At 57.0% G+C, this 19,551-nt stretch carries 9 protein-coding genes; 4 read left to right on the forward strand and 5 right to left on the reverse strand.

What is annotated here, in order from left to right; genetic code table 11:
* Positions 1-324: 324 nt before the first annotated feature.
* The 3 genes from glmS to ACOYNV_RS10185 form a co-directional block, all read right to left on the reverse strand.
* Positions 325-2,154, reverse strand: coding sequence for a glutamine--fructose-6-phosphate transaminase (isomerizing) (glmS, locus tag ACOYNV_RS10175; RefSeq protein ID WP_422899658.1), 1,830 nt, complete (start codon positions 2,152-2,154; stop codon positions 325-327).
* A 95-nt stretch (positions 2,155-2,249) separates the two neighbouring features.
* Complete coding sequence (glmU, locus tag ACOYNV_RS10180) at positions 2,250-3,617, reverse strand: bifunctional UDP-N-acetylglucosamine diphosphorylase/glucosamine-1-phosphate N-acetyltransferase GlmU (RefSeq protein WP_422899659.1); 1,368 nt, start codon at positions 3,615-3,617, stop codon at positions 2,250-2,252.
* A gap of 30 nt (positions 3,618-3,647) precedes the next feature.
* On the reverse strand, positions 3,648-4,391 hold the full coding sequence (locus ACOYNV_RS10185; RefSeq protein ID WP_422899660.1) for a YEATS-associated helix-containing protein: 744 nt from the start codon (positions 4,389-4,391) through the stop codon (positions 3,648-3,650).
* A gap of 592 nt (positions 4,392-4,983) precedes the next feature.
* On the opposite strand from ACOYNV_RS10185, the gene gdhA reads away from it, so the two are divergent.
* Positions 4,984-6,327 (forward strand): NADP-specific glutamate dehydrogenase, encoded by a 1,344-nt coding sequence (gene gdhA, locus ACOYNV_RS10190; protein ID WP_422899661.1) that lies wholly within the window; start codon positions 4,984-4,986, stop codon positions 6,325-6,327.
* A gap of 449 nt (positions 6,328-6,776) precedes the next feature.
* Positions 6,777-9,374, forward strand: a complete 2,598-nt coding sequence (locus ACOYNV_RS10195; protein WP_422899662.1) for a PEP/pyruvate-binding domain-containing protein — start codon at positions 6,777-6,779, stop codon at positions 9,372-9,374.
* 220 nt (positions 9,375-9,594) lie between these two features.
* Here ACOYNV_RS10195 and ACOYNV_RS10200 read toward each other — a convergent pair whose 3' ends face one another.
* Together ACOYNV_RS10200 and ACOYNV_RS10205 are read right to left on the reverse strand one after the other, a co-directional pair.
* Positions 9,595-11,130 carry a glutamate synthase subunit beta gene (locus ACOYNV_RS10200; protein ID WP_422899663.1) on the reverse strand — a complete coding sequence of 512 codons (1,536 nt, stop codon included), beginning with the start codon at positions 11,128-11,130 and terminating at the stop codon, positions 9,595-9,597.
* Positions 11,131-15,819, reverse strand: a complete 4,689-nt coding sequence (locus tag ACOYNV_RS10205; RefSeq protein ID WP_422899664.1) for a glutamate synthase-related protein — start codon at positions 15,817-15,819, stop codon at positions 11,131-11,133.
* A 616-nt stretch (positions 15,820-16,435) separates the two neighbouring features.
* Between ACOYNV_RS10205 and ACOYNV_RS10210 the strand changes: the two genes are divergently transcribed.
* Positions 16,436-18,019, forward strand: coding sequence for a Re/Si-specific NAD(P)(+) transhydrogenase subunit alpha (locus ACOYNV_RS10210; RefSeq protein WP_422899665.1), 1,584 nt, complete (start codon positions 16,436-16,438; stop codon positions 18,017-18,019).
* A gap of 11 nt (positions 18,020-18,030) precedes the next feature.
* The gene (gene pntB / locus ACOYNV_RS10215) at positions 18,031-19,446 is read left to right on the forward strand and encodes a Re/Si-specific NAD(P)(+) transhydrogenase subunit beta (RefSeq protein ID WP_422899666.1); all 1,416 of its coding nucleotides are present in this window, start codon (positions 18,031-18,033) and stop codon (positions 19,444-19,446) included.
* The last annotated feature ends 105 nt before the right edge of the window (positions 19,447-19,551 follow it).

Raw genomic sequence — 19,551 nt, forward strand, 5'->3', positions numbered from 1 at the left:
GGACGACGATAGCAAGCTGGTTAAGAAAAATCATGCACTCTTGCCGGAAGGACACCATAGATTATCAAATTGCAATCTGCTGCGACGCAGCATTTGTGGCGTTCGTCAATAAAATCCAGATAGCCGAAAATACTTAATGCGCCTGTTGAATTCTCTATCATCAGGATGTCAGTTGGGTGGCCGACTTTGGACTGGAATCGCTAGCAGGGTTTCGAATGGAATGAGTGGTGGGTTTGGGTGGAATGTGCACTAAGCCCGACGGACTTTATTTTTTTCGACGGACTTTATTTGTCGGCATCAGCTTCGCCGCAGAGGCACACCATCCTACTCAACCGTGACTGATTTCGCCAGATTGCGTGGTTTATCTACATCCGTCCCGCGGACCAGCGCGACGTGATAGGCCAGCAGTTGCAAAGGCACGACGTGCAGTAGCGCGGAAAGCTGGCCGTAATGTTCGGGCAGTTGCATGACATGCACCCCATCCGAAGTAACCATTTTGCTGTCGGCGTCGGCAAACACATAAAGTTCGCCGCCGCGGGCACGAACTTCCTGCAGGTTGGACTTCAGCTTTTCGAGCAAGGCGTCATTGGGGGCAACGGCGATCACCGGCATGTCCTTGTCGACTAATGCCAGCGGTCCGTGTTTTAGTTCGCCTGCCGGATAGGCCTCGGCATGGATGTAGGTAATCTCCTTGAGCTTGAGTGCACCTTCAAGCGCGATCGGGTAATGCCGGCCTCGTCCTAGGAAAAGCGCATCCTGCTTGACGGCAAAGTGTTCAGCCCATTCGCGGATCTGTGGTTCAAGTTCGAGCACCTTGGCCACCGCTATTGGCAAGTGACGCAGGGCTTGCAATTCGGCGGCTTCGACCTGGGCTGAAAGGCGGTCGCGCAACTTGGCGAAAATCAGGGTCAACAGGTAAAGGGCGGCAAGCTGCGTGGTAAAAGCCTTGGTCGAAGCGACACCAATCTCAGGCCCGGCACGGGTGATGAAGCGCAATGCGTTTTCGCGCACCAGCGAAGATTCGGGCACATTGCAGATGCACAGGGTATGTTTCATGCCGAGCGACTTGGCGTGGTGCAGTGCAGCCAGCGTGTCGGCGGTTTCGCCCGACTGCGAAAGGGTGACAACCAGCGTCTGCGGATCGGGAACGGATTCGCGATAACGGTATTCGCTCGCCACTTCGACGTTGCAGGGAATTCCGGCAATCGCTTCAAGCCAGTAGCGGGCAACAAGGCCGGCATGATAGCTGGTGCCGCAGGCAATGATCAGCACCTGCCGCACGTCCTTTAGCGTCTCTTCGGTATTGGCGCCAAACAGTCCGGGCTGAATGCCGCGCGTCGCGCCAAGCATTTCAAGGGTATTGGAGAGCGCTACCGGTTGCTCGAAGATTTCCTTCTGCATGTAGTGGGTATATTTGCCAAGTTCGACAGCATCGGCGGAAAGGTGGGACTCGGTCTCTGCACGCTCGACAGGCGTACCGTCAACACGCGTAATACGATAACCATCGCGCATCAACTCGGCGCAATCACCGTTCTCCAGATATACGATGCGGCGTGTGACCTGCAGCAGAGCGGATGCATCGGAGGCAGCATAATTGCCTTCATCGGCCAGACCCAGCAGCAGCGGGGAGCCTTCACGGGCGACGATCACTCGACTCGAATCGGCTTCGCGCAGCACGGCGATGGCATATGCCCCTTGCAGTTGGGCAATCGCCGCACGCGTTGCGGCAAAGAAGTCCGGGGATTTTTTCAGTTCGGAAGCAATGAGATGAGCGACCACCTCGGTATCGGTATCCGAAGTGAATTCATAGCCTTCGGCCCTCAGGCGGGCACGCAAAAACTCGTGGTTCTCGATGATGCCGTTGTGCACGACGGCGAGGCCCTGCGAGATGTGCGGGTGTGCGTTGCGTTCACACGGAGCGCCGTGAGTTGCCCAGCGCGTGTGGGCGATTCCGGTGTTGCCGGCAGCGCACGATTCTTCGACCTGGGCAGTGAGTTCAGCCACCCTGCCGACGGAGCGCAAACGCTGCAAGCCAGAAGAATTGATCAGCGCCAGCCCGGCCGAGTCATAGCCTCGATACTCAAGCTTGCGCAATCCTTCGAGTAGTACGGAAACAATATTGCGGTCTGCGACCGCAGCAACGATGCCACACATGGTTAGTTGGATTCCGGGATGAGTGAGGAGTGAGGAGTGAAGAGTAGTGCGCGGGAGCTCTTCTGAGAACGCCTTTCGGTTTTTCTCTTCACTTTTTACTCCTTACTCTTCACAATTTTTTTAGGCCTTTTCCAGCCCGCAATAGATACCTGCTTGGCACGCGACAGGGTCAGCGTATCAGGCGGAGCATTTTCAGTCAGCGTTGTTCCTGCGCCCAAGGTAGCACCACGACCAACAGTGACCGGCGCTACCAGTTGCGTATCAGAACCGATGAAGGCGTCGTCCTCGATGATCGTCTGGAACTTGTTGGCACCATCGTAGTTGCAGGTAATCGTACCGGCCCCGACATTCACCCGGCTGCCGATGATGGCGTCGCCGATGTAGGCCAGATGATTGACCTTTGAGTGCGCCGCAATCCGGCATTTCTTGATCTCGACGAAGTTGCCGATGTGCACATCCTCCGCCAATTCAGTGCCCGGACGCAGACGGGCAAAGGGGCCAATCCTGGCATCGGGCCCGACTACGGCATCCTCGATATGGGTAAAGGCGGCCAGACGCGTTCCGGCGCCAATACGGGCATTCTTCAGCACACAGTTGGGACCAATCTCGACCGCTTCATCGAGTTTGACCTTACCCTCGAATACACAGTTTACGTCAATGAACACGTCACGACCGCAAAGCAGTTCGCCACGCACGTCTATTCTTGCCGGGTCGGCCAGGCGCACGCCCTGCTCCATCAATTGTTCGGCAGTGCAGCGTTGTGCAATGCGCTCAAGTTCGGCTAGCTGAACCTTGCTGTTAACACCAAGCACCTCCCATTCGTTTTTCGGGTTTGCTGTACGGATAGGCAAGCCCTCCGCAACGGCCATGCCGACAATGTCGGTGAGGTAATACTCTTTCTGGGAATTATTGTTGGACAAACGGCCTAGCCATTCACCAAGGCGAGCGCTCGGCATGGCCATGATCCCGGTGTTGATTTCACGAATACTGCGCTCTTCTGGCGTGGCGTCTTTCTGCTCGACGATGCGTACTACCTGCCCTGCAGCGTTGCGCACCATACGCCCGTAGCCGTCCGGATCGGACAACTCAACAGTAAGGATGGCCAGCGCGTCCTGTGCTGCGTGCACCAGTCGCTTCAGGGTATCGGCCTGGATCAGCGGCACGTCAGCGTAAAGTATCAGCGTCGTTCCATCTCCCTTCAGATGCGGCAAGGCCTGTTGTACCGCATGCCCGGTGCCCAGTTGTGGCTCCTGCAAGGCCCAAGCCAGATCAGGCGCATCGAGTGTGGTTCGTACGGCATCGCCGCCATGGCCGTAGACCAGGCACAGGGTTTGCGGAGACAGACGGCGTGCGGCTTCAATCACATGCGAAACAAGTGCCTTGCCGGCAAGCGGATGCAAGACCTTGGGCAGATTGGAGTGCATACGCTTGCCCTGCCCCGCAGCGAGGATAACGATATTCATAGTGTGTTCCCGGTAAAGCGGACTGGCGATCTAGCGATCTTCCTGTCCGGAGAGAATGTCGCCCAACATCTGTTTTCCCTTGGGAGAAACATACCAGTGCAGGACGTTCTTATCATTTATGCGTGTCTCGATGACGCCAAGATTCTTGAGGATGGTCAGACGGGTGCTGACCAGATCACGCGCCAAACCGGTCTTGTCGGTTAGCCCGACAAGATTGCCGTAAACGTAGCTCTCCTCAGCCAGCGCGCGCAGAATTTCGATGTCGTTGTAGGATATCGACTCCTTGATCACCTCCGGCCTGAGAGCCAATGGCGGTGGCGCCTCGACTACTGACAAGGGATCATCGCGAAGCGCGGGAAGAGGGACATCCTGTCGTTGCTGTTTGAGCTGAAGCATCTCTCGCTTCATTTGATCCATCTGACTCAGAAGCTTGTTGGCCACGTTCTCAAAGACTCTTCGTGAAGCCACTACATAGATCAGGCAGAAGCCGGCGAAGACGAAAAAATCGACAGGGCGGGTACGTGCCGCTTCCAGCAAGTTACTGGAAATCATATTGAGGAAGAGAGGCACTGTCAGTGCTGCAATCACACCGAGAATCAGGTATTTTCCCCAATCACTGCGACCGTGATCGCTTTGTCGATCACTCAGAAAATAGTTGGCGACGCCACCGAGGATTCCGGCAACAACCATGATCAGCAAAATGATCAGCATGTAGCTGTCCAACGTGTTTTGCAGCGCAGAAACCTGCAAGGATTTTTGCAATTCCGGATTCATTGTCCACTTCCCCCTTCTAAGCAGTCGCTACTATGCCATAGCCTTGTCTTTAGCTAAAGGAAAACCCCAATCCGTTAAACAGCGGGATGGGGGTTCATAATGAAAAGACCAGCGTTCCCCTCATATTTTCGAGGAAGAAAAGTCAATGCTGGATACTCGACCCCATCAGGAAGGCATCAATTTCCAACGTAGCAACAAGTTCTGAAGCAACGGAAAGTTAGCGTGAAGGTCGCGCGAGCGACTCTCGAACCTCCCCTCGCCCTCTGGAAGGGGCCGGGGGTGAGGAAAGCGGGCAGGGCTTTCATTAACTGGGGCGCCTGACAAAGCCACGCCCGTTAGAACAAAGACAAAACCTGGGCAGTGCCAAGCTGACAACTACCTGTAACAATGCCATGCAAATTATTAAAAAATAAACATACTTTGGTGCGCATAGATGAACAGCCCTGAAAATGTGCGTACTTCAGGTACGATTACCCAATAAGCGTGCATGAATTATTTCTATTCACCAAATTTGTGCGTAATTGATGCAAGCGCCCCCGAATTTGTGCATAATATTCGCCGCTACAAACAAATCAACTAAGGGGGTATCAAATTGAAGCATAAGTCGCTCGAAGGTTTCCTGGGTTATGTCGCTGGCCGCAATGCGGGCCAGCCGGAATTTTTGCAGGCCGTCACCGAAGTCATGGAAAGCCTGTGGCCTTTCATCGAACAGAACCATAAATACGCCGAACATGGTCTGCTCGAGCGTCTGGTTGAGCCAGAGCGGATGATCACCTTTCGCGTTTCATGGGTGGACGACAAGGGAGATGTGCAGGTCAACCGTGGCTATCGCATCCAGCACAGTTCGGCCATTGGCCCTTACAAAGGCGGTCTACGCCTTCACCCGTCGGTCAACCCGTCGATTCTGAAGTTTTTGGCGTTTGAACAGACGCTGAAGAATGCTCTGACCACGCTGCCAATGGGTGGCGGCAAGGGCGGCTCCGACTTCGACCCCAAGGCCAAGAGCCCGGGCGAGGTGATGCGCTTCTGTCAAGCCTTCGTGTGCGAACTGTTCCGCCACATCGGCAGCAACACCGACGTTCCGGCCGGTGACATCGGTGTCGGTGGCCGCGAAATCGGCTTCATTGTCGGCATGATGAAAAAACTGAGCAACAGTTCCGACTGCGTGTTTACGGGCAAAGGGCTGAGCTTCGGCGGTTCGCTGATCCGGCCTGAAGCCACCGGCTACGGCACGGTCTACTTCGCTGAAGAAATGCTCAAGCTGACCGGCCGCAGTTTCGATGGCCTGCGTGTCAGCGTATCGGGTTCAGGCAACGTGGCTCAGTACGCCGTCGAAAAGGCAATGGAGATGGGTGCCAAGGTGGTCACGGTGTCCGACTCAAGTGGCACAATCGTCGATGAAGCTGGCTTCACGACAGAGAAACTTGCCGAGCTGATGGAAGTGAAGAACCATCTCTATGGTCGTGTCAGTGATTACGCCAAGCGGGTTAACGTCAAGTTCCTTGAAGGTGTAAGCCCATGGCATGTGCCGGTCGATGTAGCCCTGCCATGTGCGACGCAAAACGAAGTGGATGGCAAAGATGCCGAGACGCTGGTGAAAAACGGTGTCATTTGTGTCGCTGAAGGTGCCAACATGCCTTCAACAATGGAAGCCGTGAAGGTATTCGAGGGCAATGGCGTGCTGTACGCACCCGGCAAGGCCAGCAACGCCGGTGGTGTCGCCACTTCGGGCCTGGAAATGAGCCAGAACGCCATGCGCATCTCTTGGCCACGCGAAGAAGTCGATGCCCGCCTGCACGGCATCATGCGCAGCATTCACGAAGCCTGCCTGCAACATGGACGCGCTGCCGACGGCACGCTCAGCTATGTGAACGGCGCCAATGTGGCCGGTTTTGTGAAGGTGGCCGATGCCATGCTGGCACAGGGCGTAATTTAAGCTACCTGTTCCATTCGTTTGAAGCCGAGGGCTGTTGCCCTCGGCCTTTTTTTGATCTGCTTTCGGGCAAACACCAATGCGAACTCAAGCCGATTCAGGGTAAATTTGTTCTACCACTAACTCATTGATTTACCGTCATTCCGGGCTTGACCCGGAATCTGACCGAAGGAAATGCAGAGCCAGTTCGTTTATCAAACAGATTTTTTAACATCTTGATCAGATGGACGAATCTGGATTCCGGCTTTCGCCGGAATGACTGTGGTTGGTTAGAACAAATTTACCCTGCAAGCCGAATAGCCCCACTTGCACTGTCGCGGGATTAGTCAGCTTGCTGCTCTACATCAGGCTGACGCAGGGGTGGAGAAAAGGCACAACTTGAACTGTTCGAATTGTTGTCTCGATCAAGGTACTAACCTTGCTATTGGCAAGATGAAAAAAAGAGGTTGTGTATGGCAGCTTTCGACAGGATAGCCAGCGGTTTCGACGGCCTTGACCGGACGCTGGACTGGATACGCCTTGGGGACAATGTGGTTTGGCAGGTTTCCTCGGTGGACGACTACCGGAGCATCGTAGAACCTTTTGCCCGCCAGGCCATAGCTGATGGCCGGATGCTCCGCTACATCAGGTTTGCACCGCACCCACCACTCCTGGAACCACAACCCAGCCTGATCATCCATCAGCTTGACCCGTCCCAGGGCTTTGAAAGCTTTACCGGCGAAGTGCACAGGATTGTGGCCGACGCGGGCCTCGATGCTTTCTATGTGTTTGACTGCCTTTCGGAGCTTCAGACCGCATGGGCGGCAGATCTCATGATGGGAAATTTTTTCGTGGTGACCTGCCCGTTCCTGTTTGAACTGGACACCATTGCCTGGTTCTGCCTGCTCAGAAACCGCCACAGTTTCGATACCATTGCCAGGATACGCGAGACCACCCAGCTCCTGATCGACCTCTACCACGACGAGGACTGCCTGTATGTGCACCCGCTCAAGGTCTGGCAACGGTTTTCGCCCACCATGTTCTTCCCGCATCGATTGTGCCTTTCAAAACCAGACCAGATCGAGAGCATTACCGATGGCGTATCGGTCAGCCGCTTCTACCAACTGGTTGGTATTGAGTCGAGCCCGGGAGGAGCACAGCAGCTGGACAGTTGGGAGCGTTTTTTCATCGCCGCCCGTGAAAAACAGGACACCGATGCTGACGAAGTTGAAAATCTGATCAATACCATGGCTGAACGTCTGCTGGGGACTGACCCGCGGATTCTGGCCTTGGTTAAACAAAACTGTACAGTGGCCGACCTGCTGGCGGTCAAGGAGCGCATGATTGGCTCGGGAAAAGCGGGAGGCAAGTCTACAGGAATGCTCCTGTCACGCTGGATAGCGCGCCGGGTGCTGCCCGAACTGGTGGAGAACATGGAACCTCATGATTCCTGGTACCTGGGTTCCGACGTTTTCTATACCTACTTGGTGCACAACCACCTGTGGAAGCTGCGCATGCAGCAATGCACAACTGAAGGTTATTTTGCACAGGCACCGGCGCTTTGCGAAGGCATTCTGACGGGCGTGTTTCCTGAACACATGCGCGGACAATTCATTCGCACGCTGGAATATTACGGTCAGGCGCCCATCATCGTCCGCTCCAGCAGCCTTCTCGAAGACAGCTTTGGCCATGCCTTCGCCGGCAAGTACGAATCAGTGTTCTGCGTGAATACCGGCAGCCCGGAGGACCGGCTTCAGGCATTCGAGTCCGCAATCCGGCAGGTCTACGCGAGCACCATGGACGCTTCCGCCCTTGCTTATCGTCTGCAGCGTGGCCTGGAAGCACAGGATGAGCAAATGGCCATCCTGGTCCAGCGGGTGTCAGGATCGCCATTTGGTGACTTTTTCATGCCCGCCGCCGCCGGGGTCGGCTACTCTTGGAGCGCGTGGCGCTGGCACCGGGATATTGACCCGGCAGCGGGCATGGTTCGCGTGGTCGCCGGGCTGGGTACCCGGGCAGTGGATCGCACGTCAAGCGACTATCCCCGACTCATAAGCCTCGACAAACCAGACCTCGATGCCTCGGGCGGAACCAACCGAAACCGCTACTGCCAGCACTCGGTTGACGGTCTTGACCTGACACAACGGGCTCTGACCACGCGCAGCCTGGAAACGGTCATTCCTCTGCTACCGCCGTGGCTCGCCAAGCTCCTGGCCGAGCATGACGCTGACGCCGAGCGCCTGCTTGAGGAACGGGGAGTGAATCGAGCCATCTATCTGGGCACTTGTCCGGGCGTCGCCAGCGACCAGAAATTACTGGCCACCCTCGGAAAAATCATGCAGGCTCTCCAGCAGGAATATGGAAACCCGGTTGATATCGAATTCACCGTCAACTGGGCGGCAGGAGGAGACTTCATGATCAACCTGCTCCAGTGCCGACCGCTCAAAACCCCGAGCTTGCCTAACAGCAGCGACATCGGTATCGACGACGCCATGGCCTCGGGATTTCCAAGCGAAAACGTGTTTTTTCACCTTCGCCAGGAAACCATGGGACCCCAGCTCCATCTGAGCGTGGGGGCGGTAATCATGGTCCACCCGAAGGCCTACTACGAACTTCCGTACAAGGAAAAACCGACGGTTGCACGGACTATCGGCAGACTAAACAACATCCTGGGTGAAGAAGGGAAAGCCTTGATGCTCCTCGCTCCCGGGCGAATCGGAACCACTTCTCCCGAGTTGGGAGTGCCGGTCTCGTTTGCAGAAATCCGGAACATGAAGGTGCTGTGCGAACTTGCCTACTCTGAGGCCGGTTATCAACCGGAACTCTCCTTTGGCAGCCACTTTTTCCAGGATCTGGTGGAAGCGGAAATATTCTATGGCGCCATTTCTGAAGACCCGGAGCAGGCCCTGTTCCGCCCGGACTTTTTCGACGAATCCGAGGATATCCTGAAAACCCTCCTTCCAGATTGCACTCTGCCGGAGGGAATTATTTCGGTCTACAGACCCGAAGGGCTGTCGTTCTACTCGGATGTCCAGAGAAGTAGCTGTCTCTGCGTCAGGGAAAAGATGTAGTCATGGCAGAGCGGTTTGTCGCCTCGCTCCGAATCTGAGCAAAGGGCCCGGGGAACCGCCTTGGCTTTTTGAGAATCGCGCTAACCACTGTCCTGCAACCCTCACCAATAGGCGATCTACAAGGCAACTACCGCAACAGCCAATGAATACGCCACTGTTCAGGCATACGTCCTGTAGATCGCCTATTCATGCGGGTTGCAGCCATCAAAACGATCAAAAATCAGCGCGGCAAGGTACTCGATCCCATGAGGAAAGCGTCGACCTCCCTGGCGCATTGCCGGCCCTCGCGGATCGCCCAAACGACCAGCGACTGTCCCCGACGCGTATCACCGGCAGCAAAGACCTTGGCGGCACTGGTTGCGTAGCAGCCGACTCCGTCCGTTGTGGCCTTGGCGTTGCCGCGCGCATCCTTCTCGACGCCGAATGCATCAAGCAACCCACCCACCGGATTCAAGAAACCCATGGCCAGGAATGCGAGGTCGGCGGGGAAAGTTTTTTCGCTGTCGGCAATTTCACTCATCTTGCCGTCCTTCCATTCCAGTTCGACGGTTGTCAAGGCCTTGAGAACGCCCTGTTCGCCAATGAACGCCTTGGTCGCAATGGCAAACTTGCGCTGCGTTTCACCTTCCAGATGCGACGAAGAGGTACGCATCTTCAGCGGCCAATACGGCCAGGTCAGCGCCTTGTTTTCCTCCTCGGGGGGCTGCGGCATCAGTTCAAACTGCGTCACCGAAGCCGCACCGTGGCGATAACTCGTTCCCACGCAATCGGAACCGGTATCACCACCGCCGATGACAATAACGTGCTTCCCCTTGGCGCTGATCGGATTTTCCTTGCCCCCGGCGACCTTCTTGTTCTGCGGAATCAGAAACTCAAGGGCAGCGTGAACGCCTTGAAGTTCGCGCCCAGGGATCGGCAGATCGCGCGGCACTTCGGAGCCGGCGGCCAGAATCACCGCATCGAAATCCTCTGTAATCTGTTCAGCCATAATGAAATGTACAGCGTCATTGGTAACGCCGGTCGATGAGTTCTCGTAATCCTCGTCCTGTCCAGCCTCACCGAATGGGGCTGCATCGTTGGCAATGCCTGACGGCACATCCTCGCATCCCACGATAACGCGCGTGCGAAAGATAACGCCTTCGGCCTCCATCTGCTTTACGCGACGTTCAATCAGGGATTTATCGAGCTTGAAGTCGGGGATACCGTAGCCGAGCAAGCCGCCGACGCGGTCGTTCTTCTCGAACACCGTGACGTCATGACCAACACGCGCCAGTTGCTGCGCGGCCGCCAGGCCGGCCGGGCCTGAGCCGACAATGGCAATTCGCTTGCCGGTCTTCTTTTTCGGTGGCTGCGGAACGACCCAGCCCATCTCCCAACCCTTGTCGATGATCGCATGCTCGATCGACTTGATACCCACCGGGTCATTGTTGATGTTCAGCGTGCAGGCCGCCTCGCAAGGTGCCGGACAGATACGGCCGGTGAAATCGGGGAAATTATTGGTCGAATGCAGCACGGCCAAAGCCTGCTCCCAGTTGCCGCGATAAACGAGGTCATTCCAGTCAGGAATGATGTTATTCACCGGGCAACCGTTACTGCAGAAAGGTATGCCGCAATCCATGCAGCGTGCCCCCTGCAGACTCGCCTGTTCATCGCTGAGCGTGATAACAAACTCACGGTAATTCTTCAGACGTCCATCGATAGGCTCGTAGGCCTCCGACAGACGCTGAAACTCCATGAAGCCAGTCGGCTTTCCCATTTATGCTGCCTCCAGTTGCTGTTTCACGGCATTTTTTGCGGCCATTTCGGTGAGCGCGCGACGATATTCGATCGGCATCACCTTGACGAAGCTGGTACGGTAAGCAGCCCAGTCATCGAGGATACGGCGTGCCTGCAAACTGCCGGTGTACTTGGCGTGTTTATCGATCAAGCCCTTGAGCAGTGCCTCGTCGGCCAGACCCAGATGACGGATATCAACTTTGCCGTGGCTTTCGAGTTCGTCGCCGGCATCGCTTCCCTGACGGGCGGCGAATTCTTCTTCGACCGGTTCCAGAGCAACTTGCGCCATGTTGCAACGCGATTCGAAGCTGCCATCCTCGTCGAGAACATAGGCTACCCCACCCGACATGCCAGCGGCGAAATTGCGCCCGGTGATGCCGAGCACGACAACCGTGCCGCCGGTCATGTATTCGCAGCCGTGATCGCCAACGCCTTCGACAACGGCCGTGGCGCCGGAGTTGCGGACCGCAAAGCGTTCGCCAGCCACCCCGGCAAAGAAAGCCTCGCCTTCGGTCGCACCATACAGCACCGTGTTGCCGATGATGATGTTGGATGAGGAATCACCCCGAAAACCGGCATTCGGACGAACAATGATACGGCCGCCGGAAAGCCCCTTGCCTACGTAATCGTTGCCTTCGCCGATCAGATCAATGGTCACGCCGCGCGCCAGCAAGGCGCCAAAACTCTGACCCGCCGTTCCCTTGAGGGTGATGAAAATGGTGTCGTCCGGCAATCCGGCATGACCGTATTTTTGGGCAACACGGCCAGACAACATGGCACCAACGGTGCGATTGACGTTGCGTATGGGCAACTCGATCCTGACTTTTTCGCCCTTCTCGATGGCTGGTCTGGCCAATTCGATGAGCTGGTTGTCGAGCGCCTTGGCGAGACCATGATCCTGCGCTTCGCAGTGCAGCACCGGATCGCCCGGACGCTTCTCCGGACAATGAAAGATGCGGCTGTAGTCGAGACCTTGCGCCTTCCAGTGATCGATGCCCTTGCGCATATCGAGAAGATCGGCACGCCCGATCAGGTCGTTGAATTTGCGAATACCCATCTGCGCCATCAGCTCACGCAACTCTTCGGCGACAAAGAAGAAGTAATTGATCACATGCTCGGGCTGACCGGTAAATTTGCGGCGCAATGCCGGATCCTGCGTGGCCACACCGACCGGGCAGGTGTTGAGATGGCACTTGCGCATCATGATGCAGCCCTGGACGACCAGCGGTGCAGTGGCAAAACCGAACTCGTCGGCGCCAAGCAGCGCACCGATCAGCACGTCGCGGCCAGTCTTCATCTGACCATCCGCCTGCACCCGAACGCGACCACGCAAGCGGTTAAGCACCAGCGTTTGCTGTGTTTCGGCCAGACCCAGTTCCCACGGCGAGCCGGCATGTTTGATCGACGACTGCGGACTGGCGCCCGTTCCACCGTCGTGACCGGCGATCACGATGTGGTCGGCCTTGGCCTTGGTCACCCCGGCAGCGACCGTTCCGACGCCGACTTCCGAAACCAGCTTGACACTGATCGAAGCCTTCGGATTGGCATTTTTCAGGTCGTGAATGAGCTGCGCCAGATCTTCGATCGAGTAGATGTCATGGTGCGGCGGCGGCGAAATGAGGCCGACCCCCGGCACCGAGTGACGCAGGAAGCCGATGTACTCGGATACCTTGTGCCCCGGCAACTGCCCGCCCTCGCCAGGCTTGGCACCTTGCGCCATCTTGATCTGAATCTGATCGGCATTAACCAGATATTCGATGGTCACACCAAAACGACCGGAGGCCACCTGCTTGATCGCCGAACGCAGGCTGTCGCCTTCCCTGAGCTGCAAATCGCGCTCGATTCGGGTCTTGCCGACAATCTCGGAAACCATCTGACCGGCCTTGACCGGCTTGAAGCGTGCGGGATCTTCGCCACCTTCACCGGTGTTCGACTTGCCACCCATGCGGTTCATGGCAATCGCCAAGGTGCTGTGCGCCTCGGTCGAGATTGAGCCGAGCGACATGGCGCCAGTGGCGAAACGTTTGACAATCTCGGTAACCGCTTCCACCTCTTCAAGCGGCACTGCCGGACCAGCCGGCTTGATTTCGAACAAGCCGCGTAGCGTCATGTGCCGCTCGGTCTGGTCGTTGATGATCCTGGCGTATTCCTTGTAGCTGTCGTACTTGCCGGAGCGCGTCGCGTGTTGCAGCTTGGCGATGGCATCCGGCGTCCACATGTGCTCTTCGCCGCGTATCCGATAGGCGTATTCGCCTCCGGCATCGAGCATATTGGCCAGTACCGGGTCATCGCCAAAAGCCTGCTTGTGCAGACGGATCGCCTCTTCCATGACCTCGAAAACGCCGATCCCTTCAACCTGCGTCGAGGTGCCGGTAAAGTACTTGTCGACCAGCTTCTTCTGCAACCCGATGGCTTCGAAAATCTGCGCACCGGTGTAGGACATGTAGGTTGAAATGCCCATCTTGGACATCACCTTGAGTAGCCCCTTGCCAATGCCCTTGACGAAATGGCTGACCACCTTTTCGCGTTTCTCATTGTCATCACCAGCCATCTGTTGCAGCGTTTCAAGAGCCAGGTAGGGATGAATCGCTTCGGCGCCATAACCGGCCAGCACCGCGAAATGATGGGTTTCTCGCGCAGAACCGGTTTCTACGACCAGACCGACGCGCGTGCGCAAGCCCTTCGCTACAAGATGCTGATGCACTGCCGAAGTGGCAAGCAATGCCGGGATGGCGACATGCTCCGCATCCATCTTGCGGTCGGAAACGATCAAAATGCTGCAGCCCCTGACCACGGCATCCTCGGCTTCGGAGCACAGCGAAGCCAGACGCGCTTCAACCCCTTCATTGCCCCAGGCCAGCGGATAGCAGATATCGAGTTCTGCCGACTGGAATTTGTTTTCCGTGTAGGCGGCGATATTGCGCAACTTGGCTATGTTGGCGAAGCTGAGCACCGGTTGCGTCACTTCAAGACGATACGGCGGGTTGATTTCGTTGATGCCCAGCAGGTTCGGCTTGGGGCCGATGAAGGACATCAGCGACATGACCATTTGTTCGCGAATCGGGTCGATTGGCGGGTTGGTTACCTGAGCGAACAGTTGCCGGAAGTAGTTGAACAGGGGTTTGTTCCTGCTCGACAGCACCGCCAGCGGAGAGTCGTTACCCATCGAACCAGTGGCTTCCTCGCCGGTATTCCCCAGCGGTTCAAGAATGAACTTGATGTCTTCCTGGCTGTAGCCAAAGGCTTGCTGGCGATCAATCAGCGACGCTGAGCACTCTGGCGCAAGCACATTGGCAGGAGCTTTCAGGCCGTCGAGCTTGATGTTGATGCGTGCTACCCAGTCCTGATAGGGTTTTTGCCGCGACAGGCCTTCCTTCAGTTCGAGATCGTCAATGATGCGCCCCTGATCAAGGTCGATCAGGAACATTTTGCCCGGCTGTAAACGCCACTTCTTGACGATCTTCTCGTCGGGAATCGGCAACACGCCGGATTCCGATGACATGACGACGAGATCGTCGTCCGTAACCAGGTAGCGTGCCGGACGCAGGCCATTACGGTCGAGCGTAGCGCCAATCTGACGGCCATCGGTAAAGGCCACGGCCGCCGGGCCGTCCCACGGCTCCATCATCGCCGCATGGTATTCGTAAAATGCTCGGCGTTTTCCGTCCATGTGGGTGTGCGATTCCCAGGCTTCCGGAATCAGCATCATCATCGCGTGGGCCAGCGAATAGCCACCCATCACCAGCAGTTCAAGTGCGTTGTCGAACGAGGCAGAGTCGGACTGGTTGGGATATATCAGCGGCCAGATTTTATCCAGATCGGCACCCAGCAGCGGCGACCACGTACCCTTTTCACGGGCACGCATCCAGTTATAGTTGCCGCGCAGGGTATTGATTTCGCCATTATGCGCAATCATCCGGAACGGATGGGCAAGGTGCCAGGTCGGGAAGGTGTTGGTCGAAAAACGCTGGTGGACCAGTGCCAGTGCCGAGATGCAACGCGGATCCTTCAGGTCGAGATAGTACTCACCAACCTGGTTGGCCAGCAGCAGGCCCTTGTAGACGATCGTCCGCGCCGACATTGAGGGTTGATAGAACTCCTTGCTGTGCTGTAGTCCGAGCGCCTTGACCGCATTCGCGGCGCCGCGACGGATGACATAGAGTTTGCGCTCAAGGGCATCGGTCACCATGATGTCGGCGCCTCGGCCAATGAATATCTGGCGAATGATCGGCTCACGCGTGCGAACCGCCGGCGACATCGGCATCGTGTGATCAACAGGCACATCACGCCAGCCCAGAACTACCTGCCCTTCGGAGCGTACTGCACGTTCGATTTCCTCCTGACATGCCATGCGGGAGGCCGACTCCTTCGGCAGAAAAACCATGCCGATGCCGTAATCACCAGCACGCGGCAGAACCACTCCCTGCCGTGCCATTTCCTCGCGGAAGAAAACGTCAGGAATCTGTATCAGGATACCCGCGCCGTCACCCATCAGCGGATCAGCGCCAACCGCGCCACGGTGATCCAGATTCTTCAGGATCTGCAAGCCCTGCTGGACAATCGAATGGCTTTTCCGGCCCTTGATATGCGCCACAAAACCGACACCGCAGGCATCGTGCTCGTTGGCCGGGTCATATAGCCCTTGCCGTTCAGGTACAGCCGAATCCATCACGCTCAAATCCTCACAAAACAATGACACAACACAGATTGTCAATACACAAAACGTCAAAAAAGCTGGCATGTAGCCAGCTTATGCATTCAGTGGAAGACCGCAGATTATATCGCGAAACCCCTGTCGCTCAAACCCATGAACCGCACCAAAACAGTGCTCTGAATGCACTCTACTGGACATTGCCACGTCAAATAATATGACAATCAACCTGACAAAAAGTGGCGAACAATTCACCGTAAATAATGCGCGCAGGCTACCGAAAATCTACTTCGCGGCACTTTTAGTCGCCTTTGCGGTCAAAGCCCGGTCTTGAAGTCATGGGTTTGTCCATTTACCCTGAATCAAGACGCAACGGCCCTGTTTTCAACGGCCTCCACATGTTAGAGTAGCAATCCAGGTTTATAGACTCATTCCATAATAATAGGATCCGGTCAGTTGCCGACATCCGAGGCCATACAGAGAACAGCACTTTTCGCACCCGCCAGTCGGCTGGCATTTTCAGCATTTCATGACAGGCTGTTGGGAATTCGCATTTGAGGGGAAATGGTTACGCAGGTTGTTAGGCTGCGGACCGTATTTTTAAACACTTACGAAACGAGTGATGGAGAACTGAATGCCACTGACTATCGGAGTACCACGGGAGGTCTTTGCGGGCGAAAAGCGCGTTGCAACCGTCCCCGAAGTCGTCGAAAAACTGATCAAGCTGGGTTTCAAGGTCGCCGTTGAATCAGGCGCCGGCGATGCCGCAAATTTCAGTGACGACGTCTACCGCACTGCGGGCGCAGAGATCATTGAAGGGGCCGCCAAACTTTGGGCCGCATCCGATCTCGTATTCAAGGTACGCGAACCGAGCGCGGACGAAGTCGGCTTGATGCATGCAGGGCAGACGTTGATCAGCTTCATCTGGCCGGCCCAAAACCCGGAATTGATGAAACAACTGGCGGCCAGAAAAGTCACCGTGCTGGCCATCGACTCGCTGCCGCGCACGCTGAGCCGCGCCCAGAAGATGGACGCGCTGACCTCCATGGCCGGCATCACCGGCTACCGCGCCGTCATTGAGGCCGCCAACGCCTTCGGCCGCTTCTTCAGTGGCCAGATCACGGCCGCGGGCAAGGTTCCGCCAGCCAAGGTCTTCATCGCCGGCGCCGGCGTGGCCGGCCTGGCGGCGATCGGCACCGCTGTCAGCCTGGGCGCCATCGTGCGCGCCAACGACACCCGTGCCGAGGTGGCCGACCAGGTCGTGTCGATGGGCGGCGAATTCGTCAAGGTCGATTATGAGGAAGAAGGCTCCGGCGGCGGCGGTTACGCCAAGGTAATGAGCGAGGGCTTCCAGACCGCACAGCGCGAGATGTACGCCAAGCAGGCCAAGGAGGTGGACATCATCATCACCACCGCGCTGATTCCCGGCAAGCCCGCACCCAAGTTGATCACCGCCGAGATGGTAAAGAGCATGAAGCCGGGCAGCGTCATCGTTGACCTGGCGGCCGAGCGCGGTGGTAACTGCGAACTGACCGAGCCTGGCCAGGTCGTGGTCAAGCACGGCGTGACCATCGTCGGCTACACCGACCTGCCCTCGCGCCTGGCCAAGCAGTCGTCGACGCTGTACGGAACCAACCTGTTTCGCCTAACCGAGGAGTTGTGCAAGACCAAGGACGGCATCATCGACGTTAACATGGAAGACGAAGCCATCCGCGGCCTGACCGTAATCAAGAATGGCGAAGTCACTTGGCCGCCCCCGGCTCCCAAGGTTTCGGCCGCACCGCCGGCAGTCGCCAAGGCCGCACCCGTTGCCGCCGCCAAAAAGGGCCACGGTCACGGCGCCAGCGCACCAGCTTCCGGCACCAGCACGGCCGTCATGTTTGGCGTTGCTGCGGCACTGTTCTGGTTCATCGGCGCCAGTGCCCCGAAAGAATTCCTGGCGCACTTCACCGTCTTCGTACTGGCCTGCTTCGTCGGCTATATGGTGGTCTGGAATGTCAAACCGGCGCTGCACACACCACTGATGAGCGTTACCAATGCCATCAGCAGCATCATCGCCATCGGCGCACTGGTACAGATCTCGCCGGTTGCCGGGTCGATCGACCGACCTGATGACTTGATTCGCTGGATCGCCGTGGTCGCAATCGTTCTCGCCACCATTAATATGTTCGGCGGTTTCGCCGTAACCCAGCGCATGCTGGCTATGTTCCGTAAATAAGGAAGATGAACATGTCTGAAAGTCTGGCAACCGTCTCCTATATCGGAGCAATTATCCTTTTCATCCTTTGCCTCGGCGGCCTCTCCAATCCGGAAACCTCGCGGCGCGGCAATCTCTACGGCATGATCGGCATGACCATCGCCGTGCTGGCCACGGTCTTCGGGCCGCGCGTCACCATTGCCGGCATTCCCTGGATTGTCGGTGCCATGGTCGTGGGCTGCAGCATCGGGCTCTACGCCGCACGCATCGTCAAAATGACCCAGATGCCGGAACTGGTCGCCCTGATGCACAGCCTCGTCGGCCTTGCCGCCATGCTGGTCGGCTTTGCAACCTATATCGATCCGGCGGCATCGGCCGACTTCACCGGCCCAGCCAAGGCCATCCACGAGATGGAGATCTATATCGGCATCCTGATCGGGGCAATTACCTTTTCGGGTTCGCTGATCGCTTTCGGCAAGCTGTCCGGCAAGATCGGCGGCAACCCGATGCTGCTGCCCGGCCGTCACTGGCTGAATCTGCTTGGCCTGCTGGTGGTGATCTGGTTCGGGCGCGAGTTCCTCAATGCCCACAGCATCCAGGATGGCATGACGCCCTTGATCGTGATGACGGTGATCGCGCTCCTGTTCGGCATCCACATGGTGATGGCGATTGGTGGTGCCGACATGCCGGTGGTGGTTTCGATGCTTAACAGCTACTCAGGCTGGGCAGCGGCAGCAACCGGCTTCATGCTTTCGAACGACCTGCTGATCGTTACCGGTGCGCTGGTCGGTTCGAGCGGTGCGATCCTCTCCTACATCATGTGTGCTGCAATGAATCGCCATTTCATCAGCGTCATCGCTGGAGGATTCGGCACGGCAGGCGGCACGACGGTGGCTCCGGCCAACGGCGAACCGGCTGGTGAAGTTTCTCCGATTCTGGCAGATGAAACGGCTGAACTGCTACGTGATGCCAAGAGTGTGATCATCGTTCCGGGCTATGGCATGGCTGTAGCCCAGGCGCAGCACACGGTCTACGAAATCACCAAGCATCTGCGCGCGAAAGGCGTCAATATCCGCTTCGGCATTCACCCGGTCGCCGGGCGCATGCCAGGCCACATGAATGTGTTGCTGGCCGAAGCCAAGGTGCCTTACGACATCGTAATGGAGATGGACGAGCTCAACGACGACTTCCCGCAGACCGACGTGGTGATGGTGATCGGCGCCAACGACATCGTCAACCCCGGCGCGCAGGACGATCCGAACAGCCCGATCGCCGGCATGCCGGTACTCGAAGTCTGGAAAGCCAAAACTTCGATCGTGATGAAGCGAAGCATGGCTTCCGGCTATGCGGGCGTCGACAATCCGCTGTTCTACAAGGAAAACAACCGCATGCTCTTTGGCGACGCCAAGAAAATGCTTGACGAAGTCCTGATTGCTTTAAAATCCTGATTCCCGGTTACGATACTCGTTAAACAGCCTGGGGCAGTGCTCGTTAACGCGGGCGCTGCCCAATTTCAGGACTGCAGCAAAGCTTCCCCGAAAGGGCGAAGAAAC

Origin of the sequence: Propionivibrio sp., from assembly GCF_049316945.1 — a bacterium.
In the GTDB taxonomy this organism is placed as follows: Bacteria; Pseudomonadota; Gammaproteobacteria; order Burkholderiales; family Rhodocyclaceae; genus Propionivibrio.

What these genes read in the sequence shown, in the direction of transcription:
- glmU (WP_422899659.1), bottom strand. Translation starts at nt 3,617, where the DNA reads ATGAATATCGTTATCCTCGCTGCGGGGCAGGGCAAGCGTATGCACTCC.
- ACOYNV_RS10205 (WP_422899664.1), bottom strand. Translation starts at nt 15,819, where the DNA reads ATGGATTCGGCTGTACCTGAACGGCAAGGGCTATATGACCCGGCCAAC.
- pntB (WP_422899666.1), top strand. Translation starts at nt 18,031, where the DNA reads ATGTCTGAAAGTCTGGCAACCGTCTCCTATATCGGAGCAATTATCCTT.
- ACOYNV_RS10210 (WP_422899665.1), top strand. Translation starts at nt 16,436, where the DNA reads ATGCCACTGACTATCGGAGTACCACGGGAGGTCTTTGCGGGCGAAAAG.
- ACOYNV_RS10185 (WP_422899660.1), bottom strand. Translation starts at nt 4,391, where the DNA reads ATGAATCCGGAATTGCAAAAATCCTTGCAGGTTTCTGCGCTGCAAAAC.
- glmS (WP_422899658.1), bottom strand. Translation starts at nt 2,154, where the DNA reads ATGTGTGGCATCGTTGCTGCGGTCGCAGACCGCAATATTGTTTCCGTA.
- ACOYNV_RS10200 (WP_422899663.1), bottom strand. Translation starts at nt 11,130, where the DNA reads ATGGGAAAGCCGACTGGCTTCATGGAGTTTCAGCGTCTGTCGGAGGCC.
- ACOYNV_RS10195 (WP_422899662.1), top strand. Translation starts at nt 6,777, where the DNA reads ATGGCAGCTTTCGACAGGATAGCCAGCGGTTTCGACGGCCTTGACCGG.